14 protein-coding genes are annotated in these 26089 nt (G+C 65.6%); 9 read left to right on the top strand and 5 right to left on the bottom strand.

Going from position 1 to position 26089, the window contains the following annotated elements; genetic code table 11:
* Positions 1 to 229 precede the first annotated feature (229 nt).
* The 8 genes from K414_RS0104230 (at position 230) to K414_RS0104195 (ending at position 14958) form a co-directional block, all read left to right on the top strand.
* Complete coding sequence (locus tag K414_RS0104230; RefSeq protein WP_027494811.1) at positions 230 to 1243, top strand: alpha/beta hydrolase family protein; 1014 nt, start codon at positions 230 to 232, stop codon at positions 1241 to 1243.
* A 219-nt stretch (positions 1244 to 1462) separates the two neighbouring features.
* Positions 1463 to 3364, top strand: coding sequence for an alpha/beta hydrolase-fold protein (locus K414_RS0104225; protein ID WP_027494810.1), 1902 nt, complete (start codon positions 1463 to 1465; stop codon positions 3362 to 3364).
* Between the two features lie 83 nt (positions 3365 to 3447).
* Positions 3448 to 3999 (top strand): DUF732 domain-containing protein, encoded by a 552-nt coding sequence (locus K414_RS0104220; RefSeq protein ID WP_032374174.1) that lies wholly within the window; start codon positions 3448 to 3450, stop codon positions 3997 to 3999.
* Positions 4000 to 4008: 9 nt separating this feature from the next.
* Positions 4009 to 4962: a cutinase family protein gene (locus K414_RS0104215; RefSeq protein ID WP_027494808.1), complete on the top strand. Its 954-nt coding sequence runs from the start codon at positions 4009 to 4011 to the stop codon at positions 4960 to 4962.
* A gap of 289 nt (positions 4963 to 5251) precedes the next feature.
* A complete protein-coding gene (locus tag K414_RS0104210) occupies positions 5252 to 6250 on the top strand; it encodes an LLM class F420-dependent oxidoreductase (RefSeq protein WP_027494807.1) in 999 nt (332 codons plus the stop codon).
* Between the two features lie 179 nt (positions 6251 to 6429).
* Positions 6430 to 8328: a long-chain-fatty-acid--AMP ligase FadD32 gene (gene fadD32 / locus K414_RS0104205; RefSeq protein WP_027494806.1), complete on the top strand. Its 1899-nt coding sequence runs from the start codon at positions 6430 to 6432 to the stop codon at positions 8326 to 8328.
* Between the two features lie 42 nt (positions 8329 to 8370).
* Positions 8371 to 13410 carry a polyketide synthase Pks13 gene (gene pks13, locus K414_RS0104200; protein WP_027494805.1) on the top strand — a complete coding sequence of 1680 codons (5040 nt, stop codon included), beginning with the start codon at positions 8371 to 8373 and terminating at the stop codon, positions 13408 to 13410.
* A gap of 3 nt (positions 13411 to 13413) precedes the next feature.
* A complete protein-coding gene (locus K414_RS0104195) occupies positions 13414 to 14958 on the top strand; it encodes an acyl-CoA carboxylase subunit beta (protein ID WP_027494804.1) in 1545 nt (514 codons plus the stop codon).
* A gap of 163 nt (positions 14959 to 15121) precedes the next feature.
* Here K414_RS0104195 and K414_RS0104190 read toward each other — a convergent pair whose 3' ends face one another.
* The 5 genes from K414_RS0104190 to K414_RS0104170 all read right to left on the bottom strand — a co-directional run bounded on the left by K414_RS0104190 (position 15122) and on the right by K414_RS0104170 (position 25543).
* Positions 15122 to 16093: a hypothetical protein gene (locus tag K414_RS0104190; protein WP_027494803.1), complete on the bottom strand. Its 972-nt coding sequence runs from the start codon at positions 16091 to 16093 to the stop codon at positions 15122 to 15124.
* Positions 16094 to 16398: 305 nt separating this feature from the next.
* On the bottom strand, positions 16399 to 19611 hold the full coding sequence (locus K414_RS0104185) for an arabinosyltransferase domain-containing protein (RefSeq protein WP_237606439.1): 3213 nt from the start codon (positions 19609 to 19611) through the stop codon (positions 16399 to 16401).
* Positions 19612 to 19791: 180 nt separating this feature from the next.
* Entirely contained in the window at positions 19792 to 22968 is a 3177-nt protein-coding gene (locus tag K414_RS0104180; RefSeq protein WP_237606127.1) for an arabinosyltransferase domain-containing protein, read from the bottom strand.
* A gap of 10 nt (positions 22969 to 22978) precedes the next feature.
* A complete protein-coding gene (locus K414_RS0104175) occupies positions 22979 to 24748 on the bottom strand; it encodes a glycosyl transferase (protein WP_027494800.1) in 1770 nt (589 codons plus the stop codon).
* 96 nt (positions 24749 to 24844) lie between these two features.
* Positions 24845 to 25543, bottom strand: a complete 699-nt coding sequence (locus K414_RS0104170) for a nitroreductase (RefSeq protein ID WP_051365304.1) — start codon at positions 25541 to 25543, stop codon at positions 24845 to 24847.
* Between the two features lie 79 nt (positions 25544 to 25622).
* Here K414_RS0104170 and K414_RS0104165 point away from each other — a divergent pair, with 79 nt between their 5' ends.
* A complete protein-coding gene (locus K414_RS0104165; protein ID WP_027494798.1) occupies positions 25623 to 26075 on the top strand; it encodes a helix-turn-helix domain-containing protein in 453 nt (150 codons plus the stop codon).
* Positions 26076 to 26089: the final 14 nt, after the last annotated feature.

Genomic DNA, 26089 nt, shown 5'->3' with positions numbered 1-26089 from the left:
CTGTTTCAGAAACTCGCAGAGGCGAAACTGGGACGCTGATCACAGTTTTGCCTTGGAACCGCTCGATGGAATAACCTCCATCGAGCGGTTCGCCTGTTATGCAGCAGAACCTCAACATTTCGACACACCACAGCTTCACCCCGGCCTCATGGGCCGTCAGTCAGCCCTGTTCGATTGCCGGGGGCCGCTACGACAGCGGAGACCGCGTAGATGAGAGAGAGCACGATTCATGCGATTTGCCGGCCTCAGCAGTAACCCGAAGGCGTCATCACGTTGGCGTCAGCGCCTGCTCGGCGTGGGTGCTGCCGCACTCGTTCTGCCGATTGCAGCCGGTGTCGTCGGCGGCGCAGTCGCAGTCGCTGCCCCCACTGCCGTCGTCCATCAGACCCCGGCCGGTGGCCGCGAGGACCTGATCGTCCCGTCCGAGATGGGTCCGATCAAGGTCCAGGTCCAGTGGGCGGCACGCGGCGGAAACGCTGCTCTCTACCTGCTCGACGGCCTGCGTGCCCGCGACGATCGCAACGCCTGGACCTTCGAGACCAACGCGCAGGATCAGTTCGCCAACGACGACGTGACTCTGGTCATGCCCGTCGGTGGACAGTCCAGCTTCTACAGCGACTGGTACACCTCGTCGAACTTCAACGGCCAGGAAGTCACCTACAAGTGGGAGACGTTCCTGACGCAGGAGCTCCCGGCGTTCCTGGAGAACTACGGCGTCTCGCGCAACAACAACGGTGTTCTCGGACTGTCGATGGGTGGTTCGGCTGCCCTGACGCTCGCCGCGTACCACCGCGACCAGTTCAAGTTCGCCGGCTCGCTCTCGGGTTACCTGAACATCTCGGCCCCGGGCATGCGTGAGGCGATTCGTATCGCGATGCTCGATGCCGGCCGCTTCAACGTCGACTCCATGTGGGGACCGCCCTGGAACCCGGCGTGGCTGCGCAACGACCCGTTCGTCTTCGCACCCAGGTTGCAGGGTCTGTCGCTGTACATCTCCGCAGCCAGTGGCCTGCCCGGCCAGTTCGACCGCCCGGCCGCTCCGATCGATTTCTACAACACCGCCAACGGCATGGCGCTCGAGGCACTCTCGCTCGCCAACACCCGTGCATTCCAGATCCGCATGGGCACCCTCGGTATCCCGGCAACCTACAGCTTCCCGGCCAACGGAATCCACGCCTGGCCGTACTGGGGTGCCGAGCTGTGGAAGGCACGCACCCAGATCCTGGACGCGCTGAACGCCTGATTCGGTTCCGTAACGTGCTCTCCGACAATGCCGCCCCACGCTCTCGCGTCGGGCGGCATTGTCGGTTCGAGCGCCGGCTCTCCGATTCTCCCCAATTCACATTCGCACCACCAGTCACAGCGAGTCTGCTGTTCGTGGCCATCGGGCACGTGTAGAAAGACATACGAAGCATGTCTCGAGACGAGACCTTCGGTCGTCACAGGAAAGAGAGTCACCATCATGCGCACTGGGCTTGTTCGGTTCGGTCGTACCCCATCGGCCGGCACACGGGCTCGGCGAGCGGCAGCAGCAGTGACTGTCGCCTCCGCGCTGATGATTCCCTTCGCGACGACGACGTTGGCCACTGCAGCCCCGGTTGCTCATGCCGCCCCGATGGCGCAGACCGGCCCCGCCTACACCCAGACCGGTGGAGCAACCGTCACCTCGGTGGACTGGCTCTCCGATCGCCGCGTCGCGCTGTGGATCCAGTCGCCCTCGATGGGAACGCCCATCCAGGTGCAGCTGCTGCTCGCGCGTGACTGGAACATCAACCCGCAGGCCACGTTCCCGCAGGTGTACATGTTGGACGGCCTCCGGGCGACCGACCAGGAGAACGGCTGGACGGCCGAGACCGACGCCGAGGCCTACTTCGCCGACAAGAACGTCAACGTCGTGCTGCCGATCGGCGGACAGTCCAGCTTCTACTCCGACTGGGTCGATCAGGACAACGGCAAGAACTACCAGTGGGAGACGTTCCTGACCAAGGAGCTGCCGCCCATCCTGGCCAAGGACTGGCGCAGCACCGACAACCGTGGCGTCGTCGGGTTGTCGATGGGTGGCACGTCGGCGATATTCCTCGCGGCCCGCAACCCCGGCTTCTTCAAGTTCGCCGGTTCGCTGTCGGGCATCCTGACCACCACCTCGCTCGGCATGCCGCAGGCCATCCAGTACGCGATGACCGACGCCGGCGGCTACAACTCCAAGGCCATGTGGGGCGCACCGTCCAACTCGCTGTGGGCTCAGCACGATCCGTACCTGCTGGCCGACAAGCTGAAGGGCGTCAGCCTCTACATCTCGAGTGGCAACGGCTCGACCGGCCCGTACGATCAGCCGTCGCCGATTCCGGGCGTCAGCACCAACTACGCGGGTATGGGGCTCGAGATCCTCTCGCGACTCACTTCCCAGACCTTCGCCACCAAGCTCAACCAGCTCGGAATCCCCGCGCAGGTCAACTACCGCCCGTCGGGCACGCACTCGTGGCCTTACTGGCAGTTCGAGTTGCACCAGCTGTGGCCGCAGCTCGCCACGGCACTCGGCGTCGAGGTCGACAAGCCCGCCTGCAGTGTCGCGGGCATGATCGGCAATGCGAGCGGCGCGAACTCGTGGCTGGGTCCCTGCCTCACCGCGGAGTACAACGTCGCAGGCGGACGAGCTCAGGACTTCACCTTCGGTCGGGTCTTCTTCACGCCTGACACCGGGGCGCAGGTGGTTGCCGGCGCTATCGGCGGTATCTACCAGGGCAACAAGGGCCCCGAGGGTGCGCTCGGTTTCCCGAAGACCGGCGAGATCGCCACTCCCGACGGCCGCGGCCGCTTCAACGCCTTCCAGAACGGCATGGTCTACTTCACGCCGCAGACCGGAGCCCATGTGGTCAAGGGTGCCGTGCTCGACGAGTGGGCAGCCCAGGGCTACGAGGGCGGTCCTCTGGGATACCCGGTGCTCGACGAGGTGGCAACACCCAACAAGCCCGGCTCGGTGCAGGGCTTCGAGATCGGCGCGATCTACACCTCTCCCGACGCGGGCGTGCATTCTGTGCAGGGCATGATTCTCGGTAAGTACGGTGAATTGGGTTGGGAGAGTGGACCTCTCGGGTTCCCCAAGTCCAACGAGATCGGCCCCATCCGGGACGGCGGACGGTTCAATCAGTTCGAGACCGGCAACATCTACTGGAGCCCGGTCAGCGGAGCCTGGTCCATGCCGTACGGCCCGATCTTCGACGCCTGGGGATCGGTGGGCTACGAAGGTGGCCGCCTCGGCTACCCCACCAGCGATCAGTTCGACATCGACGGTGGCGGTAAGCAACAGAACTTCCAGTTCGGCATCATCACCGTCAAGGACGGCAAGGCCACGATTGCTCCGTGACCGGAGGCAGTCACGGCTTCAGAGTTCTCTCAGAGCGTGGCTGTACTCTCGCCTGCGACCCGACGACCGAAGGATTTCGATCGATGACGCGTAACTCTCTGGCCAGAACTCTGTCACTCGGCGTGCTCGCCGTGGCGGCGAGCTCGATGCTGGTGGCGTGTGGAAGTGACGACTCGACGGCCACCGGCGCGCCGACGAGCACCACCACGGCAGCTGCGACGACGACCGAGGCGAGTTCGTCGACGTCGGCGGCCGAGAGCACCACCACTACTGTCGCTCCGACCACCAGTCCGGGCGAGGCGGCGACGGCACCGCCGGAGCAACCCCAGGCCGTGCCGGACGACTTCCCGGGGCCGACGGAGAGCCAGATCGACAACCGTGGCCAGCGTTTCCTCGACGAGCTGAAGAGCAAGGGCGTCACCCCGGCGGGCAACGGCGACATCGCGGTGTCGACGGCCAACTACATCTGTGCCGCGCAGGCGCAGGGCGTCGCAGCCGACGAAATCACGACCTACGTCACCGCGAACGTCGGCGTCGAGGCGAGTGCAGCCGGAACGCAGATGAACGAGACGCAGGCCCAGCAGGCTGCCCAGACCTACATCGCCGCCGCGCAGGCGACGTACTGCACGCCGTAGTTCGCGCTGATGGCCAAACGTAAACGCAGAGTTCTGCCGGTGATCGCCTTCGCGGTGATCATCGGGCTCGTCATCGTGGCCCTGTGGTACCTCCTCGCCGGGCGTCTCGGACCCGGACCGGGACCGGTACCACCGCCGGGCCCCGAGCAGCCGACCTCGCAACCGGCGGACTGCCCGGACGTCCAGGTCATTGCCATCCCGGGTACGTGGGAGTCCTCGTCGACAGATGACCCGTACAACCCGACCGCCAATCCGGTGTCGCTGATGCTCAACGTCACTCGGCCGCTGCAGGAGCAGTTCCCCGGATCTCGCGCGGACGTCTACACGGTTCCCTACGTCGCACAGTTCTCGAACCCCATCGCGCTGCCGCCGGACGGCCAACAGTCGTACAACAACAGCCGTACCGAGGGCAAAAACGTTGCGGTGCAGAAGATGTCGGACGTCGCAGCGCGGTGCCCACTGACCAACTTCGTCATGGCCGGCTTCTCTCAGGGAGCAGTCATCTCCGGCGACATCGCGGCCGACATCGGCGCGGGTAACGGACCCATCTCCGCCGATCGTGTCCTCGGCGTCACCCTCATCGCCGACGGCCGCCGCGACGGAGTGTCGGGTACCGACGTGCCGGGACCGCTCGACGGCGTCGGAGCCGAGGTCGCCCTCGGGGGACTCGATCTCCCCGGCATCACCATGACGGGGCGTCGGGACGGCGGGTTCGGCGCGCTCGACGACCGGACCAATCAGATCTGTGCACCCGGCGACCTGATCTGTGCGTCCCCGTCGGATGGACTGTCGCTGCGCAACATTCCGCAGAGCATCCAAATTCTGATCGGGGCGGCGGGCAATCCGGTGCACGCGTCGTACAACAGTTTCGTCGTCGACGGTTCCGGCACGACGGCCACCCAGTGGACGGCGGCGTGGGCGGCCGATCTGATCGAGAATGCGCCGACGCCTCCGCACTCGTGATCGGGTCGTGTGGACGACGGCGTGATCGGGGTCGTGGGTAGCGCAGTGACCGGTGTCATGGATAACGGACAGGTCACAACGCGGCGTGTCGCCAACTGGTGCAGGGCACAAACCTGTGGTCTGCGACCCCCAGTCGGTGGGATCCGCTCCCGCGAGCGGCTAGAGTGACGCCTTGGACCTGCGCGGATCGGCCCCGGCCGACTGCCCCGCACGGTGTGCCCAGACCCCCGGTACCGACCACCTCAGACCCCAGGTGCCGGCCGCTCCAGACCCCAGAGGAGAGCAATAGATGAGTTCCGCCGAGGCCGCGACCCCCGGGCCGCGCAAATTCCGCTTCGCTGCAGGCGGAGAGGGAAACGCGGAGGAGGGCGGGGCTCGGAAGTTCATCAAGCTGGCTCAGCAGGCCGAGGAACTGGGTTACGACAGCTTCATGATCCCCGATCATCTCGGTAATCAGGTCGGGCCGATCGCGGCGCTCGGAGCTCTCGCCGTCGCCACCGACAAGATTCGGCTCGGCACGGCGGTGCTCGCCAACGGCTTCCGCCATCCCGCGGTGCTCGCCAAGGACGCGGCGACCATCGATGTGCTCTCCGGCGGACGGCTCGAACTCGGACTCGGCGCGGGCTGGATGCGCGAGGAATACGACAAGGCCGGCATCACCTACGACCGTCCCGGCGTCCGCATCGAGAAGCTCGCGGAGACCCTCGACATTCTCGACGTGTTGCTGCGCGGCCAGGAATGCAACTACGAGGGCAAGCACTACACGATCACCGGTCTCAAAGGCAGCCCTCGTCCGCGTCAGGGACCGCGTCCGCCGATCTGCATCGGCGGCGGCGGCCCCAAGATGCTCGCGCTGGCGGCCAAGCACGCCGACATCATCTCCGTGGTGCCGAGCACCTCGAAGGAAGGCAAGTTGCTGCTGTCGGGCATGACCATCGAGAAGACTCTCGAGCGCGTCGAGCTCATCCGGGCTGCCGCAGGGGATCGGTTCGACGACATCGAGCTGAACTGGGCGATCACCACCATCGTGGTCACCGACGATCGCGAGCAGATGGCCGAGATGGCATTGGCCGCGCTGGACAACGGTTATCCACCCAACGTGGACGTCGACGTCAAGCTCACGGTCGAGGACATTCTGTCGTCGCCGTACCTTGCCTTCGGAACGTACGAGGAAATCGCCGATCAGATCCGTAACGTTCGCGCGCGGACGACGATGTCCTATGTCGGGGTTTTCCCCACACAAATGGAAGCATTCGCTCCGGTTGTCGACTTGCTGAAAGGCGAGTGACGCAGGCGCGTGTCGGTAGCATGGAGTCGGCCTCGAGGTCGACCGAAACCGCCACCGCTGGAGTTACCACTTAGTAACATAAAACGCTGTTCGGTGTCTGCATCGATGAACGTCGTCAATGCAAAGCCAGGTCACGCACGATGTGTGGCAGCGATTCGTGTCGGAGGAGATTGAAGAAAATGAGCCACACGTTCGATGATTTCATCGATGAGAACGGCCACATCACCATCGGTGAAGGGCAGACACTCGTCCGCCACGTCGAGGCGAACGTCGAAGAGAACGCCGACACGCTCGCGTACCGGTTCATGGACTACTCCCGGGAACGGGACGGTGAAGCGCACGAGTTGACCTGGTCACAGTTCGGCAAGCGGCTGCGCGCTGTCGCCGCCCGTCTGCAGCAGGTCACCGAGCCCGGTGACCGCGTGGCGATCCTCGCTCCCCAGGGCCTCGAGTACGTCATCGCGTTCTTCGGTGCGATCTACGCGGGCACCATCGCGGTGCCGCTGTTCGATCCCGACGAGCCCGGCCACACCGACCGCCTGCATGCCGTCCTCGGCGACTGCAAGCCCAGCGCGATCCTCACCGCCAGCAACTCCGCGGCGGGCGTTCGCGCGTTCTTCCGCGCGCTCCCCGCTGCCGAGCGGCCACGCATCATCGCCGTCGACGCCGTTCCCGACAGCGTCGGCGAGACGTGGGTCGAGCCCAAGGCAGGGTTGGACGACATCGCCTACCTGCAGTACACGTCCGGTTCGACGCGGACCCCGGCCGGCGTCGAGATCACGCACCGCGCGGTCGGCGTCAACGCGCTGCAGATGGTCGACAGCATGGAGATCAACTACGACTCGCGCGGCGTCACCTGGCTGCCGATGTTCCACGACATGGGTCTGCTCACCGTCATCCTCCCGGCCCTCGGTGGCAAATACATCACGATCATGAGCCCGCGCGCGTTCGTGCAGCGGCCGTGGCGCTGGATCAAGGAACTCGCCGCGGTCTCCGACGGAGCAGGCACGTTCGCCGCGGCACCGAACTTCGCGTTCGAGCACGCCGCCCAGCGCGGACTGCCCAAGAACGGTGAAAGTCTCGACCTGTCGAACGTCATCGGCCTGATCAACGGCAGCGAGCCCGTCACCACGTCGTCGATGAAGAAGTTCAACGAGGCCTTCGGCCCGTACGGTCTGCCGAAGTCCGCGATCAAGCCGTCGTACGGCATGGCCGAGGCGACGCTGTTCGTCTCAACGAGCAAGCACGCCGACGAGGCCAAGGTCGTCTACGTCGACCGTGTCGAGCTGAACGCAGGCAACTTCGTCGTCGTCGCACCCGACGCTCCCGGAGCCATCCCGCAGGTATCGACCGGAACCGTCGCCCGGAGTCAGTGGGCCGCGATCGTCGACTCCGAAACCGCCACCGAGGTGCCCGACGAACACGTCGGCGAGATCTGGCTGCACGGCGAGAACATCGGCAAGGGCTACTGGGGTCGCGAGACCGAGACCAGCGAAACCTTCCACAACAAGCTCGTCCACCGCGTCGCCGACGGGTCGCACGCCACGGGTGCCCCCGAGGGCGCCAACTGGATGCGCACCGGAGACTTCGGCGTCTATCACGACGGCGAGCTCTACATCACCGGCCGCGTGAAGGACCTCGTCATCGTCGACGGCCGCAATCACTACCCCCAGGACATCGAGTTCTCGGCTCAGGAAGCAAGCAAGGCTCTGCGGCCGGGCTTCGTGGCGGCGTTCGCGGTGCCGCTCAACCAGCTGCCCGACGTCGTGTTCGAGTTCAGTGGTGCCGCTTTGACCAAGGATTCGGACGACAGCTCCGAACAGCTCGTCATCGTTGCCGAGCGCGCTCCCGGCTCGGGCAAGGCAGACCCGGCTCCGATCGCCGACGAGGTGCGCACCGCAGTCTCGGCGCGGCACGGCGTCACGGTCCGCGACGTCCTGCTCGTCCCGGCCGGTTCCATCCCGCGTACGTCGAGCGGCAAGATCGCCCGACGCGCGTGCAAGGCCGCCTACATCGAGGGCACCCTGCGCGGCGGTTACCAGCAGACGGCATTCCCGGACGCCGAACTACCCGACTGATCTCTGGGCCTCCCGTTCCTTCGATACATAGCTTGGTGAGTAATGGCTGAACAAGAGACAGACAAGATTCAGAGTGCCGACGGGACGGACCTCACGGTCGCCCAACTGCGGGATTGGCTACGCAACTGGGTTGCAGACGCGACGGGTCAACCCGCGTCGGCCATCTCCGACGACCGTCCGATGGAGGAATTCGGTCTGTCCTCTCGCGATGCCGTCGCACTGAGCGGTGAGATCGAGGAGCTGGTGGGGGTCACGCTGACCGCGACCGTCGTCTACCAGCACCCCACCATCGCGTCTCTGGCCAAGATCATCATCGAGGGCGAACCCGACGAGCCGGTGGGTACCGTCGACGACGCGTTCTACACCAGCGGAGTGCAGGCCGGCGACGCCCACGACATCGCGATCGTCGGACTGTCGTCACGCTTCCCCGGCACCGGTCACACCCCTGAGGAGATGTGGTCGCTGCTCATCGAGGGCCGCGACGGCATTACCGACCTGCCCGAGGGCCGGTGGAAGGAATTCACCTCCGATCCCGTCATCGCCGCAGCCGTCGACGCGACGGTCACCAAGGGTGGCTACCTCGACGACGTCAAGACTTTCGACGCCGAGTTCTTCGCGATGTCGCCCAACGAGGTCGTCAACGTCGACCCGCAGCAGCGCCTCGCGCTGGAACTGACCTGGGAAGCGCTCGAGCACGCGCACATCCCGGCCAGCTCTGTGAAGGGCAGTCAGGTCGGCGTCTTCATCGGCAGCTCGTCCAACGACTACCAGCTCATCGCCGTTAGTGATCCGGCCGTCCACCCCTACGCACTGACCGGCACCTCCACCGCCATCGTCGCCAACCGCGTGTCGTACTTCTACGACTTCCGCGGGCCGTCGATCGCCGTCGACACTGCCTGCTCGTCGTCCCTCGTGGCCGTCCACCAGGCAGTGCGCAGCCTGCGCACCGGCGAATCCGATCTCGCCGTCGCAGGCGGGGTCAACATGCTGCTCGCCCCGCCGATCACCGTTGGCTTCGGTCAGACCGGCGTCCTCGCTCCCGACGGCCGGATCAAGGCCTTCTCCTCCGACGCGAACGGCATGATTCGCTCCGAGGGCGGCGGACTCGTCGTGCTCAAGCGACTCGAGGACGCCGAGCGAGACGGCGATCAGGTGCTCGCTGTCATCGCCGGATCCGCCATCAACCAGGACGGCCGCTCCAACGGACTCCTCGCGCCGAACCCCGACGCACAGGCCGACGCACTCCGATTCGCATACCGCGACGCCGGCATCAACCCGTCGGGCGTGGACTACATCGAAGCGCACGGCACCGGAACCATCCTGGGCGATCCCATCGAGGCCGACGCGCTCGGCCGCGTGGTCGGCCGTGGCCGCGACGCGGACAAGCCGGCACTGCTCGGCTCGGCGAAGACCAACTTCGGACACCTCGAATCTGCAGCAGGCGCAGCAGGTTTGATCAAAGTCGTGTTGGCGATGCAGGAGAACAAGCTCCCGGCGTCACTGAACTACGTGGGCCCCAACCCGTACATCGACTTCGACAAGGCGCACCTGAAGGTCATCCCGGAGGCCACCGACTGGCCGCGGTACACCGGCAAGGCCGTCGCCGGCATCTCCGGTTTCGGCTTCGGCGGCACCAACGCCCACGTCGTCGTGCGCGAGTACGTACCGGGTGAGACCTCGGCCGAATTCGACCCCGCTGCCGTGGATCCCGAGGCCGCGGTGGTGGAGGGCGTCTACGAGGAGCAGCTCGACGCCGAGACGACCAGCCCGGTCGCCGAGGCCGAGACCATCCTGGCGGAGTCCGACAGTGCTCCGGAGACAGTGATTCTCGCGGTGTCGGCCGCGTTGCCGTCGCGCCGTAAGCGCGCGGCGTCGGAACTGGCCGACTGGCTCGAGACCGAAGAGGGCAGCACGACGCCTCTGGTCGATGTCGGCCGTACATTGGCTCGGCGTAACCACGGGCGTTCGCGCGCAGTGGTTCTCGCGTCCACCACAGCCGAGGCCATCGCCGGATTGCGCGCCATCGCAGCAGGCAAGCCCGGACCGGGCGTGTTCTCCGCGGACTCACCTGCGTCCAACGGCGCAGTGTGGGTGTTCTCCGGATTCGGCTCGCAGCACCGCAAGATGGCATCGCGGCTGTACCGAACCAACGCCGTGTTCGCCGCCGAGGTGGACAAGGTGGACGAGCTGCTCGTCGACGAAGCCGGCTACTCCATCCGCGAGATCATCCTCGACGACTCGCAGACCTACGAGTTCGAGAACTCCCAGGTCGCTATCTTCGTCATCCAGATCGCCTTGGCCGCAACGCTTCGCGCACACGGTGCGGAGCCGTCGGCCGTCATCGGCCACTCGATGGGTGAGGTCGCCGCCGCGTACGTTGCCGGAGGCCTGAACCTCGAAGACGCCGTCCGCATCATCTACGCCCGCTCGCGGCTGCTGGCCGAGGGCCAGGACGGCCTCGGTGCCGCCTCGCAGGGTGCCATGGCACTCGTCGAGTACACCCCCGACGAGGTCAAGACCCTCACCGATCAGTTCCCGAACGTGGAGCCCTGCGTGTACGCCGCGCCCACGCACACTACGGTCGGCGGGCCCCGCGCCGAGGTCGAAGCCCTCGTCGAAAAGGCCGAGGCCGCAGGCAAAATGGCCCGTCTGCTCGACGTCAAGGGAGCAGGACACACCGCGGCAGTCGACGTACTGCTCGGTGAGCTCGCAGCCGAGCTCGCCGGAATCGAACCGAGCAAGCTCACCGCCGGGGTCTACTCCTCGGTCGATCGTGAGGCGCACTACCGCGTCGGACATGCGGCGATTCACGGCGTCGACTACTGGACCAAGGGAATGCGTCACCCGGTCTGGTTCACCCAGGCCGTCAATGTTGCTGTGGGAGACGGGCACACGACGTTCGTGGAGCTCGCCCCCAACCCCGTCGCACTGATGTCGGTTGCCGCTACCGCGTGGGCTGCCGGCCTGGCCGACGCCACGTTGATTCCGACGCTCAAGCGCAAGGAAGACGAGGCAGACACGTTCCTCGCCGCGCTGGCGCAGCTGTACGTGCACGGTCACGCGCTGGAACTGGCGACGCTGTTCGAGTCGGGTCCGTATGCTGCAATTCCGCGAACTGCGTACTTGCGCAAGGAGTTCTGGCTCAGCTCGCAGGTCAGCTCCAGCGGTAACTCTCGCGTCCCCGGTGCCCGGGTGGCGTTGCCCGACGGCCGCCACGTGTGGGAAGTTCAGGCCTCGGCCGTCTCGGGATTCGATGCGTTGGTCACCGCCGCTGCCTCGCAGGTGTTCTCCGATGTGGCGCTGGGTGCTTCGGTCTCGCATGCATCGGTGCCAGCGGCCGGCACGGTCGTCACCACATTGACCTCGCACCTCGGTGGTGCGTCGGTCCAGGTCCATGCACATGAGGGCTCGGCGTTCACCCTGCTGCACGAGGCCGTCGTCACCTCGGGTGATGCTCGTCCGGAACCTGTTGTGGCGGTAGAAGAGCGATCCTCGTCTCCGATGGAAGAGTTGCCCGAGGTCGTCGAGACGTTCGGTGACCGCTGGGATCCCAACGGCAATCAGAAGCTCGAAGATCGGCTGGCGATCATCGTCGCCGAGTCGATGGGCTACGCACCCGAGGACTTGCCTCCCGAGGTGCCGCTGATCGAACTGGGGCTCGATTCGCTCAGCGCCGTTCGGATCAAGAACCGCGTCGAGTACGAATTCGACATCCCAACAGTGCAATTGCAGGCCGTGCGTGATGCGAACCTGCGTGAGGTGGAGAAGTACCTGCGCTACGCGATCGAGAACCGCGACGAGGTGCAGGCGCTGGCAGACAAGCAGGCCGCCGAAAAGGCTGCCGAGCAGGCTGCCGAGAGTGGCGCGACTGCACGCGACGAAGCGTTGGAGACGGCCGTCGCCGCACCGGAGACCGCGGTGCCGAGTGCGGAATACCAACCCGCACCGGTGGTCGCAGCGCAGACCGACCTGGGCGGCAAGGAAGCGTTCGCCGAGGCCGCCGGATCCGATGTGCCCCCACGTGACAACGCCGAGCGGATGACGTTCGCAACGTGGGCAGTGGTGACGAAGGAATCGGCCAAGGGCATCTTCAACACGCTGCCGATCCTCGACGACGAGACGGCCGAGAAGTTGGCCGCTCGCCTGACCGAGCGGGCCGGCGGCGAGATCACCTTCGACGACGTACTGGACTCGGAGACCATCGAGCAGCTCGCCGACAAGGTACGCCCGCACCTCGAGGACGGCGAGATCGACGGTGTCGTGCGCAATCTTCGGGCCCGTCCCGAGGGTTCCACGGCCACACCGGTATTCGCGTTCCACTCGGCCGGTAGCTCCACCGTCGCCTACGAGCCGTTGCTGCGGAAGTTGCCGGCAGGCACGCCCATGTACGGCCTCGAGCGCGTCGAAGGACCCATTGCCAAGCGCGCCGCGGAGTACGTGCCGTTGATCAAGGCGATCCAGCCCGAGGGACCGTACGTGTTCGTCGGATGGTCGCTCGGCGGCATCCTCGCCTACGAGGTGGCGCGGCAGATGGAAGAGGAAGGTATCGAGGTCGCCTACGTGGGGCTGCTCGATACCGTCATGCCCGGCACCAAGATCCCCGACACCAAGGACGAAGTCCGCAAGCGTTGGGAGCGGTACGCCGCGTTCGCCAAGAAGACGTACAACGTCGACTACCCGATCCCGTACGACAAGTTGGTCGACTCCGACGACGAGGGTCAGATTCGGATCATCACCGATCTGGTCAAGCTCAGCGGGGCAAAGATTCCCGGCGGCATCATCGAGCATCAGCGGACGTCGTGGCTCGACAATCGGGCTATCCAGACGGCCGAGCTCAAGGAGTACGGCGGGCACGTCACGCTGTACCTCGCCGACAAGTACCACGACGACGCGATCGCCCTCGAGCCCGCATACGCCACCCGCGAAGAGCACGGTGGTTGGGGACCGGTGGTGAAGGACCTCGAGATCGTCTACGTCGGAGGCGACCACCTCGCGGTCGTCGACGAGCCGTACATTGGAAAAATTGCGGCCCATCTGTCGAAGACGCTCGAGAACATCGAGTCTGCAAGAACCGGAGCGTAGATTTTGAGTGGCACCACTGCGGAGAAGCTGGCCGAGCTACGGGCGAGGCTGGAACTGGCCAAGGAACCGGCCGGCGAGATCGGCATCGCCAAGCGCGCCAAGAAGGGCATACCCAGCGCCCGAGATCGCGTGAACTCGCTGCTCGACCCCGGCAGTTTCGTCGAGATCGGCGCGCTGGTGAAGGCACCGAACGATCCGGGTGCCCTCTACAGCGACGGCGTCGTCACCGGGCACGGAACCGTCGACGGACGTCCGATCGCAGTGTTCTCACACGATCAGACCGTGTTCGGCGGAACCGTCGGCGAGATGTTCGGCCGCAAGGTCGCCGGCATCATGGACTTCGCGATCAAGATGGGCTGCCCGGTCGTCGGCATCAACGACTCCGGTGGAGCTCGCGTGCAGGACGCCGTCACCTCCCTCGCGTGGTACGCCGAACTGGGTCGACGCCATGAGGCGCTCTCCGGCCTGTGCCCGCAGATCTCTCTGATCCTCGGTAAATGCGCCGGTGGCGCGGTGTACGCACCGATCAACACCGACATCGTCGTCGCCACCGAAGAGGCGTACATGTTCGTCACCGGACCGGACGTCATCAAGTCCGTCACCGGCGAGGACGTCAGCCTCGACGAACTCGGTAGTGCCCGTGTCCAGGCCATCAACGGCAACGTGCACCACGTCGCTGCCGACGAGAAGGCCGCATTCGACTGGATTCGGAACTACCTGAGCTACCTGCCGTCGAGCTGCCAGGAAGAGGCACCGGTGATCAACCCGGGGCTCGAGCCGGAGATCACCGAATCCGATCGCACGCTCGACTCGTTCATGCCCGACGCCGACAACGCCGGTTACGACATGCACGACATCATCCTGCGCATCTTCGACGACGGCGAGTTCCACGAGATCGCCGCCCAGACTGCACAGAACGTCATCACCGGCTTCGCCCGCGTCGACGGTCGGCCGGTGGGAATCGTCGCCAATCAGCCGATGCACCTGTCCGGGGCACTCGACGCCAAGGCAGCGGACAAATGTGCGCGGTTCATTCGCCTCAGCGACGCCTACAACATTCCGATCATCTTCCTCGTCGACACACCCGGCTTCCTGCCCGGCGTCGACCAGGAAACCCTCGGCGTCATCCATCGCGGTGGCCGCTTCATCTTCTCGTTCGTCGAAGCGACGGTGCCGAAACTGACTGTCGTCATTCGTAAGTCGTACGGCGGCGGATACGCGGTGATGGGCTCGAAGCAGCTCGGATCCGACATCAACCTCGCCTGGCCGACCGCCCGCATCGCCGTCATGGGTGCAGAAGGTGCCATCAACATCATGAGTCGCAAGCAACTCGCCGAGGCGGGCGAAAATGCTCCGGCGCTGCGCAAGCAGCTCATCAACTTCTACAACGAGCATGTCGCAACGCCGTGGATCGCCGCCGAGCGTGGCTACATCGACGCCGTCATCGAGCCCTCGCAGACGCGCCTCGAAATTCGCAAGGCCCTGCACATCCTCAAGGACAAGGAAGTGCACAAGAGTCCGCGTAAGCACTCTTTGCTCCCGATCTAGCCAAGCGCGCCGGTCCTGCGTCGGGGTCGCTTCGCTCCTTTTTGGGATCAATGTGGGTTTCAGTCGCTCTGACTGCAACAAAGCCGCATTCATTCGTCGGTCTCCCCGAGCCAGTAGCGAATGAATGTGGCTTTGTTGCAGTTGGAGTGCTTGCAAGAGACATTCATCCGGTCGACGTCGCGCTCCGTCGAAGAACGAGGTTCGGACGGGGCCGCGCCAGAGCCTGTTGATAGCCGGCCCGAAGATCCGCGAGCACGCGCTGGGGGTCGTCCCGGATGTCCTGCGGCAGATGTGACACCACGATCGCGCCGTGGCGTTGCAGGAGAGCTCGGCGAGCCATCGTGTTCGCATGATCGATCGGCGAGAGGTGATCAGCGAGGGAGTCGATCTCCCACCCGAAGCAGACTGTGTCGAGGAAGCCGTCGGGGCTACCGAGGAATATACCGTCCGAGGTGAACAGCCGGGCATTGTGAATCATTGGTGGGAGTCCGCTCGATCGGTAGAGCCGTTGAGCGTCCGCCTCGGCGACGGAGTGAGCGTTTCCTTCCAGATCCCTGATAGCCAACCGTGTCGATGCGCTGTAGCGTCTCGGCCCCTCCGCCAATTCGATTGCCAGCTCTTCGAGTGATGCCGCACCCCGTCTGATGATCTCCGCAATCAAAGCCGTGCACTGAGATCGTCCGCGTAGTGCGCGGGTCGCGTCGACGACACTCCGGGATACCGGAGCACAGCGCGGACCGTGGTCGAACACGGCTTCGGGCATGCGCCAGGTGCGTTCGGATCGGACGAATTTGACGGATGCTCGCTGCATCTCGTTCGGGACGAGAATGTGAACTTCATTCGACGGTGGATTCGGCCCCAAGCCATGCACACTCAATGCCGCGTTCCCAGTGAGGATGCTGTGTGGACCGCCGTACGCCAGGGCAGCAGCCATTCGCTGTCGGTGAGATGGGAAGCCGTTGTGCAGCAGCACCACCCCTGGGAGCAAGTGCTGCCAAGGTCCGCCGGCTGCGCATCGGCCGGCTACCGTCCCGTCCGCGACACCGGCCGAGCGAAGCTGTGCCCTTGTCACGACGCCGTGATCGGCGACGTCCTCGAGCATCGATAGGTCTGTGGCCCAAACTCCCCGTTTCATGCCTCGACTGTCGAGCGCGACACTGACACTTCGACGTCGAAAACGGCCGTTCAGGGGTTCCCTGTGGATGGTCGACGAGGTTGTGCACAAATGTCTCGAGGGCGTGTCTTGTGCACCGAAGACTGTCGGGGGTCGGTGGTAAGCCCCCGCTCCATCGATCGTGTGCCGAACCCCGCTCCATCGGCCGTACGCCAACCCCCGTCCGAATGAATGCGGGATTCAGTCAGTCAGAGTGCAACAAAGGGACATTGATCCCAAAAGGGAGCGGGCGACACCACGCGGAGGGGCGGGCGAGGCTGGGTGGACTATTTCTCGAAGACTCGCAGCTTTCCGTCCTCGTAGAATCCCGACCGCGTGGTTTCTCCGGTTTGCAGGTCGGCGGGCACGGCGCTGGGGTAGTACTGCTCGTAGCGCTCGAGTGAGCCCCAGTCCCTGGCCCAGTCGTTTTTGAGGTAGGTGGGGACGGCGACTGGTTTGGCGAGTAGTTCGGACCATCCGAGCGGTCCGCCGTTCTCGCCGGATTGCCAGGTGTCGGTGGAGCTGACGGCCAGTGGGCGGTCGGGGAGAATGCGGTAGCCCGGTACCTCGGCGACGCCGTAGCGGTGGTCGAACGGCCGTTGGCACGGGAACTGGAGTCCGACAGCCCAGTCGAGCAGAACGGGCTGCTCACTGCCGATCATGGTGTTCAGATTCTCCATCACCGGTACTCGCGGCGGGGTGAATGCGAGCCACTGGTCGCCGGTGAGGTTGGGGTCGTTGGCGACGATGCGGACGGCGTCGGCGTCGGGTGCGATGTCTGCCAACGGAACTCGCAGGTTGCGCCACGAGGGTGCGGGTCCGATGTCCCGAGGTAGGTAGGTGCCCTGCGCCTGGACGCTTCCGTCGGGCTGGCGCTTGCCGTATTCGAGCAGCAGCGACTGGCCGTAGGTGAGGGCACCGGTGTCGTCGTAGGACCAGATACGTCCGGCCGCGGAGAACACGACGAGTGGTGCGTCGTCGCTGCGGGCGGGTAGCTGGTACCAGCTCGAGGTGGCCTCGGCCGGTTCCTGGATTCCTTCTTGGTAGGAGCCGAGGACGGGTGTGGTGGCGGGGTCGAGTCCGAAGGGGAGGGCGGCGGTGGAGCCGTTGACGCCCAGTGCGCCGGTGCCTCCTGCTGTGCCCGAGCTCTGGCCTTCCTCGAAGGCGGGCCCGACGGCTTGTTGGTCGGTATTGCCTTGTCCTGGTTTGACTTCCACGGCGTCGGCGCTGAGGTCGCTGGGGATTCCGTTGGCGGTGAAGTTGCGCAGGGTGTCGCTGGCTCCGCCGAGGGGGCCTGCGACGGGATCGAATTCACCAGGCAGGGGGCTCAGTACATCAGCGTTGGGATCGGCTTCGACGAGCACGTCGTTGGCGAGTCCGCACGAATTGCCCAGTACCGATTGCACATTGGAGCGTGCGAGCGAGTAGGCGGGATATTGGGAGACGGCACCCTTGACGAGGGAGAGGACCTCGAACAGCACCATGATTCCGGCGATGACGGTCAGTGGTGCGGCAGCGAACTTGCGAATGCGTCTACCGCGGGCCGACGTCGGTTTCGGTTGTGGCGGTGCGTATCCCTCACGGAGGTATTGGAATGCCGCGACGGCGAGAACCAGTCCGAAGAGGACGAGGAACAGCGAGCCGGATTCGTTGCCGCCGAGCGAGACCGTCTTGTCGAACCACGGTACGCCGTAGCTCGAGACGTACCAGTAACCGTTGATTCCCGAGAACGACAGTGCGAGAACGAACATCAGGCCGGCCGTGAACAGGGATCGGTTTCGGCGTGAGCGCAGTGCACTGGCCGACACGGCTACTGCGGTCAGTGCGGCGAGCCCACCGGCGATTCCGGCGTAGGAACCGAAGTGGTGAGTCCACTTGGTGGGGTTGAACATCATGAAGAAGATGGTTCCGAGGACGACGCCGAGCAGTCGCCAGGCAGGCCCGTTCGCGATGCCGGGAATGCGTCGGCGGCGCAGGAGCACGAACAGCGCGGTGAACAGGCACAGGAGCATCGCGAGGAACGCGAAGCGGCGGGCCACGGAACCGTCGACGGTCTGGACGAAGAGGTAGTAGTACCGCAGGAAGTCTTGGTACCAAGCCTCGTTGGGGCCGATGATGGTGCGCACTCGGGTGGATTCGATGACCGTCGCGAAGGTCTGGTCGGCGAACACGACGACGAGGACGAGTACTCCGGCAGCGGCCAACGGTGCGAGCATGGCGAGGGTGCCGACCTGTCGGTGGCGTCGGACCACGATGCGAGCGATGGGCCGGGCTCCGGCGAGAAGCGCTGCGACACACATCAATCCGGTGGGTGCGGCGGCCAGGGTGAAGGCACCGATGAGGCAGGCGGCGGCTGCGGGAAGCAGTCTGCCGGTAGCGATGGAGCGTTCGATCGAGCACCAGGTCAGCAATGCGCCGAGGGCGACGATCGGCTCGGGACGCAGTCCGTTGTTGTACGGGAGCCAGAAGGCGAGGAACACCAATCCGCCGGTCCACAGCGCCACGTTCGATTTGCGCACGGCGCGTCCGAGGCGCGGCACCACCTCGCGGCTGATCACCATCCAGCACAGGACTCCGGCGATCAGGGCGGGCAGGCGCATCCATGGGCTTGCGGTCGAGATCTTGGCGAAGACGGCCAGGACGTCGTAGTACCAGCCGAACGGTGCCTCGGGGACGCCGAACCAGCGGAAGTAGTTGGCCATGTAGCCGGAATGTTCGGCCGCGCGGGCCATGGTGAGCAGGTAGCCGTCGTCGGAGGTGTTGGCCCCGACGAAGTGCCAGCCGACGAGGACTCCGAGAACCGTGACGTCGACGCCCGTGAACTTCCACCAGTGGGACGGGAAGAAGCGGCGGTGCGCGCGGCGGTCGGTGCCGTCGAGCCGTGCGAGCGCGCCCATGGCCAGCAACGTGCAGGCGATCGCCAGCACCATGATCAACGACTTCAGGATGGTCGGAGTCGACGAGAAGCGGGAGTCGACGTCGACGGTGACCGACATGTCGGCCGGGGCCGCGCCACTGAGATCACTGAAGATGCCGACGACCTGCGGACGGAGGTCGCCGTCGAGCCGACCCTGGACGGGTTGGCCGCTCTCGTCGGTCAGTCCGGTGAAGGCTGCGGAGGTGTACTGGTCGTTCGAGGTGATCTCGATGGCGGCGCAGCGCGTGCTCTGGACGTCGGCGCGCGGTGCCGTCGCGACGACGACGTTGCGGTCGAGGACATCGACGTTCGACTCGCCGACGCGAACGAACAGGCTGTTGAGGGCGGCACCCTCACCTTGCGGGGGTGCGGTCGCCAGCAACAGCCCGCCCGACGCGGGTAGTGCGGCCACAGCAGAGCACGGGAGGCTTGCGGACAGTCGCAGGGGTGCCTGGGACACCAGTGGGGCGTCCACGTCCTGTAGGAGCCCGTTCTGCGGCCACTCGATACTCGCGGTGGTCTGCGTGACGGGTGCGAACGGAGTGATCAGTGCGAACAGCACGCCGAGTATGCCGGCCACCATCGCGATCAGCCGGGGAATCCGTACCTGAGCACGAAGTTCGTCCGAGGCTCCGAGCGGAGCGGGGACGGGGGGACCAGCTGATGAATCTGTCACGACGTCGGGCACGATTGTCGATGTTATGCGAGCGTGACTTCGAGGTCACACAGGCGCCGTCCCCGGATCCGTTGGAGAAACAGGGAATCAGCCGGTCTTCATCGGTCCGTCGCTGGACAGTCCCGACCGAGACTGTTGCTCGACGGTGATCCGGGCGGTCGCGGCAGCCGGATCGAGTGGCGTGTATCTCTCGATCGACCCCCAATCGCGGGCGTAGTCGTCGGCCAGATACGACGGCAGAGTCTGGGCACCGAGAAGCAGTTCGGTCCACCCCAGCGGGCCGCCGCCGAACGAGTCCTGCCAGGCGTTGGTGGATTCGGCTCCGGTTCGGTCGGGCAGGATGCGGTACTGCGGCACCTCGGCGACGCCGTCGCGATGATCGAACGGACGCTGGCACGGGAACGCCAGCCCGACCGCCCAGTCGAGCAGAACGGGGTCGGTGGACCCGACCAGAGAATTCAGCGTCTGAGTTTTCGGGACGCGTGGGGGAGTGACGGCGAGCCACTGATCTCCGGCCAGGTCGTTGTCCTCGGCGACGATGCGAACGGCGTTAGCGTCGGCGGGTAGGTCGCTCATCGGTACGCGCAGGTTGCGCCACGACGGTGCCGGGCCGATGTCGAGTGGCGTGACGCGGCCGAGTGCCTGGACGTCTCCGCCGTCGCGGCGTCCGTATTCCAGTTCGACGCGTTGGCCCGGGGTGACGATGCCGTCCTTGTCCACCGAGCGAATTCGGCCTGCGGCGGCGATGGCGATCAGGTCGCCGCGGTCGGTGTCGGAGAGCTGGTACCAACCGGAGGTCAGGGACGCGGGCTCGGTCGCTCCGAAGCTGCCGAGGACCGGGGTCGTTTCGGGGTTCAGTCCGAACGGCAGAGCGACTGTGCTGCCGTTGATTCCGACGTTCTCGTTGGTTCCGCCCGAGGTGCCTGCGGAGTTCGACGAGGTGGCCGACGCGCTCTCTTCGGAGTCTTCGGGGCGGATGGAGTTGGCACTGCCCTGGGCGGTGTCCTCGGAGTCGGCCGTGAGGTCTTCGGCGACGCCGTCCGGGGTGAATCCGGTGCTGCCGCCTGCTCCCAGCGCGTCCGGGGCGGGGTCGATCGGCTGCAGGACGGATCCGTTGACGTCGGTCTCCACCTGCACGTCACCGGCGAGTCCGCACGAGTTGCCGGCGAGTGCGGAGAAGTTGGATCGCGCGATGGAGTACGCAGGGTATTGAGCCACAGCACCTTTGGCGAACGAGAGCACTTCGAATGCGACGACACCGCCGGCGACGATGGTCAACGCGGAGGGGGCGAAGCGTCGACGCGTGGTGGTTTCTGCTGTGCGATAAGGCAATCGGACATGTTGGTACGCGGCATACAGCAGGGTCAGCACGGTCAGGCCGAGCAGGATGGTCGAGAAGCCCTTGCCGGCAATGGACGGCGGCTTGTCGAACCACGGAATGCCGTAACTCGAGACGTACCACCAACCGTTCGAGCTGGTGAACGCCACCGCCGTCAGAAACAGCACTGCGGCGGTGAACAGCGTTCTGTTACGCGGGGATCGGACGGTGGCAGCCGTGACGGCCACCGCTGCCAGTGCGCCGAGAGACGCGGCGAGACCGGCGTACACACCGAAGTGGTGGGTCCACTTGGTCGGGGTGAACATCATCAAAGCAAGTGCGCCCAGCACGATTCCGAGTATCCGACGCGATGGCCCGGTGGCGGTACCGGGGATGCGTCCGTTCTTGCGGAGCATCACCGCGATGCAGACGACGATGCACAGCAGCATCGCGAACATGCCGAATCGTCGGGCGAGCGAGCCGTCGGGGGAGATGGTCATCAACGCGTCCCAGCGCACCCGTTCCTCGAACCAGGGCACGTTGGGTCCGAGAGCCGAGCGCACCCGGGTCGCTTCGAGCACGGTGCTCAGAGTTTGGTCGGCGAAGATCGCGATCACCACGGCCAGTCCCGACGCGATCAGCGGCGCGAGGACCGCGAGCAACCCCACTTGGCGGGCTCGTTTGACGATGATCATCACGATCGGGCGGAGTCCGGCGAGCAGCGCGGCGACGGCGATCAGTCCGGTGGGTCCGGCGGCGAGCGAGAAGGCGGCGATCAGTGTGCCGACCGCGGCGGGCAACAGTCGTCCGGTGGCGATTGCACGCTCGATCGAGCACCACGTCAGCAGCGCGCCCAGGGCGATGACGGGTTCCGGGCGCAGTCCGTTGTCGTAGGGCAGCCAGAAGGCGAGGAACACCAGGCCTGCGGTCCACAGCGCGACGCGGTTGGTCAGTACCGCGCGCCCGAGGCGGGGGATGACCTCGCGGCTGATGACGAGCCAGCACAGCAGTGCGGCGATGGTGGCAGGCAGGCGCATCCAGATGCTGGCGGTGCTGACTTTGGCGAGGGCGGCCAGCATGTCGTAGTACGGCATGCCGAACGGTGCTTCGGGAACGCCGAACCAGCGGAAGTAGTTGGCCATGTATCCGGCGTGCTCGGAGACGCGTGCCATGTTGAGCAGGTAGCCGTCGTCGGAGGTGTTGGCACCGATGAAGTGCCACAACACCAGCACTCCGACGACGACGGCGTCGACGCCGGTCACCGACTTCCAGCGTGACGGCAGGAAGCGGCGGTGACGCCGACCGTCCACGCTGTCGAGGCGATGCAATGCGAACAGGGAGGCGACGACGGCCAGCGCGCCGACGATCATCGCCAGCAGCTTGAACGTCGTCGGGGTCGAGGAGTAGCGGGAGTCGATGTCCACGCGCACGTTCAGACCGTCGACCGGCGCGGTGAGGTCGGTGAAGATGCCGACGACCTGGGGTCGGACGTCGCCGTCGACAGTGGTGGCCGCGCCGCCGAGGTCGACCACCGTGCGAGCGGCGTTCGAGGAGATCGTCAGGGCGCAATCTGAGGCCAGGTCGGATACGGGAGCCTCGGCGAGAACGCGATCGCGGAGCAGCACCTGCAGTCGATCGTCGTCGACCCGCACGGTCAATGCTCGCTGCTCGGTTTTCGCCGCGGCGATCGGAGCGGTGGACATCACCGTGCCGCCGCCCTCGAGCCGAGTGGCAGTACTGCACGGGATCGTCGCGTCCAGATCGAGCGGGGAGTAGCTCACCAGCGGAGCGTTGACGCTGCCGAACGAGTTCTGCGGCCACGCCAGCGTGGAGACGTCCTGCTGCACCGGCAGCAACGGAGTGGCGATGGCCAGAACGGCACCGATGATGCCGGTGACGATCGCTATCAGCCGGGCAGTCGTGATGTTCGGAGCGGTCGCAGGCACACCGGCGATGCTATTGGACGAGCGAGCGCACATCCCACACCCATACGCCGCCGGTGTATTGCGGCTGGACGTCGAGCAGCTCGGTGACCGTGCTGCGCAGGGCGACGGTGTTCTTGCTCGGCGGCAGTACCACGACGTCGGCTTCCCAGAAGCTCATGTCCTGCGCCGCCTGGCTGCGCTGATCGGCGGTGATCTCGGGGACGGTGCCGGAGTCGTAGACCGAGCCGAGCAGCAGCGCCGTCGGGCGGTCGACGGCGCCGTACTTGGCGACCTTCTCTTCCTGATCGCTCGGTCCGACGAAGTATCCGGCGGCCAGCGTGAAGCCCATGTCCGCGTCCATCTGCCAACGCAGCGGACGGGCGTCCTCGGGCCGTGGGAGAGGGACGGTGACGACGGAACCGTCGTCGACGTAGTTTTGCCAATCGCCGTCGGCGAAGAACCGGGGTGTGGGGGATTTGTCGACGGTGACCAGCGGCGTCGGGATCAGCGGAACGAGGGCGAGGGCGAGTCCGGCGATCCAGAATGCAGGCAACGGCCGTAGTCCGTTGCGGAACGTCCGATCGGTGGCCAGGACGAGCAACAGAGCCAGTGCGGGGACCGCGCCGAGGGCGAAGCGGGTCTCGAGGACGGATTCGACGAGTGGGTATTCGGCGAGTTTCGTCCACGGCAGGGTGATGCCGGTGTCGTTCTTGCCGATCATCAGCGTTGCGCCGAGCGAGAGCACGCTCATGACAATGGCCGTGGCAGCCGCGGCCCTGGCGCAGGCAACACGCCACATCCACACTGCCGCCACGAGGCACAGCACGAGCAGCGGCCAGCCGAAGTATGCGTTCTCCTCGGTGGCGTTGATCCGTACGTTCTGTCCCGGGGTGGCGACGCCACCGATGGATTGCGTCGGGAACTGGAAGAGGGCTTTGGCGTCGTTGCCCATCGGGCCGTGTTCGAGGAAGGAATACGACTGCGGTCCGAAGAACTGCCACCACAGCGGCAAGGCCACGATGACCAGCGCGATGCTCGCCGATACCGCGAGCCGGGGTACGGCATTGCGGACGGCCGGCCACAGCGATCGCGGCCGGGACAGGTAGTAGACGACGGCGAAGATGGCGAACGACATCGCGAAGATCAGCAGCGGTTCTTCGCCGAGCAGGATCTGCAGCGCGACGATCAGGCCGAGCCCGACGGTGTTCTTGGTGGTTCCGCCGCCGTGTGCGATGCGGGTGACCAGCATCGCGATGACCGGGAGCAGGAACAGCACCACGAAGTTGGGGTGGCCGTTGGCATGGGAGATGGCACCGGGCGCGAAGCCGCACAGTGCGCCGCCCATTGCGGCGGCACCCTTGGACGCGTTCAGCTGACGCGAGAACAGCCAGTACCAGGCGAACGAGGTGCCTGCGAGGCCGATTGTGAGGGCAATTGCCCAGGTCACCGTTGGTCCGAAAAGTAACGTGATCGGGGCCAGCGGAATGGAGATGCCGAACATCGCCGTGTTCGCCATCAGATTCACCCCGAGTGGGTAATTCTGCAGGTCACTGGACAGTGGATTGTCCAGATGCGCGACGGCATGGGCGGCGACGGAGAAGAACCACTCCCACATCGTCTGGTCCTGGCCGCTGTTGTAGAGGTAGCCACCGTTGAGACTGCGCCACTGACCCTGCAGGACGTACACGGCGGCGATCAGAAACCCGACGGCCGCCACGATGTCGCCTCGCCCGACGCCGGAGTGTCGAGCCGGTGCCGTGGTCGGCTGCCGCTCGAGAACGCTCTGGTCGTGGGTGGTCATCGCGTCGAGGTTACAGAAAGATCACGGTGGGCGAAAACTCGAACGTGCTGGGTCACACCGGCTGGAGTGCGACGCCGCCCCACCCCTATGTACGGATCAGTCACCGATCCAGGTGGCCACATTCGTCACGTCCGCCCGTTCGGTTCGGAACGAGTTGATCGGGTGCTCCAGGTCCGCGTATCCGAACGAGATGCCGAGCACGATGCGCCGGTGCTCCGGTATGTCGAAGTAGTCGTGCAGAAAATCGGAGTACGACGCGAGGGCGGCCTGTGGGGCGGTTGCGATGCCGAGGCTGTGTGCGCTGAGCAGAAAGGTGTTGACGTACAGACCGCAGTCGATCGCTCCGTACTCGCCGAGATCGGCCTCGGTGGTGATCACGGCGACGTGTGGCGCATCGAAGAAGTCGAAGTTGCGGAGCATCTGAGCAAGGGCGCGCGGATCCCCCTTCTCGATGCCGACACTGTCGTAGAGCTGCAGTCCGCACGCACGGCGACGGTCGCGATAGTCGCCGGCGTACTGGGTGGGGAAGGGGATGTCACTCTGCACGGGGCCGCCGCCGCGGACGTGGTCCTGGAGTGTCCGGCGGAAGCGGTCTGTCCCTTCCCCTTCCGTCACGATGACCTGCCACGGCTGGGTGTTGCACCACGACGGTGTGCGCTGGCTCAGCGCGAGCACACGCTCGATATCGCCGCGTGGCACTGCATCCGGCCGGAACTGTCGGCACGTCCAGCGTTCTCCGAGAATTCCGGCGAGTGCCGAGAATTGCTGCCCTCGATCGTCTGTCACAGCGTCCATGTACACCCCTGGTCTCATTTCGAGACTACAAAGTAGCAGCAATAGTCTCGTTTCGAGACTGCTGGGTAAGGTCGACGGTATGCGTCACGCGGAGCTGGCCGATGTGCCCTGCTCGATTTCGAGGTCTCTGTCCGTTCTGGGTGACCGGTGGACACTGGTGATTCTGAAGTGGTCGTTCGCAGGGGTTCGCCGTTTCAACCACTTCCAGAGCGCCATGGGGATCTCACGAAGTCGGCTGCAGGATCGACTCGACCGCCTCGTCGAGCACGACATTCTCGCCAAGGTGCAGACCGATTCCACCTACGCGGAATACCGGCTGACCCGCAAGGGCCACGACATCTATCCGATTCTGATGGCCTTCAAAGACTGGGGCGACGCGTACATGGCACCCGACGGTGTCCCCTTGCACTACACGCACCGCGACTGTGGGGGCGACGCACACGTGAGGCTCGAGTGTGACTCGTGTGGGGATGAGATCACGGCTCGTCAGGTGCTGCCGACGCCTGCCGCGGGCAACCCGCTTGCGCCGTGACGTACTCGGCCTGC

It is taken from the genome of Rhodococcus sp. JG-3, from assembly GCF_000482405.1.
Classification (GTDB): domain Bacteria; phylum Actinomycetota; class Actinomycetes; order Mycobacteriales; family Mycobacteriaceae; genus Rhodococcoides; species Rhodococcoides fascians.
Note: the sequence above shows the minus strand (reverse complement) of the source record. Positions and strands in the feature narration are given on the sequence as shown.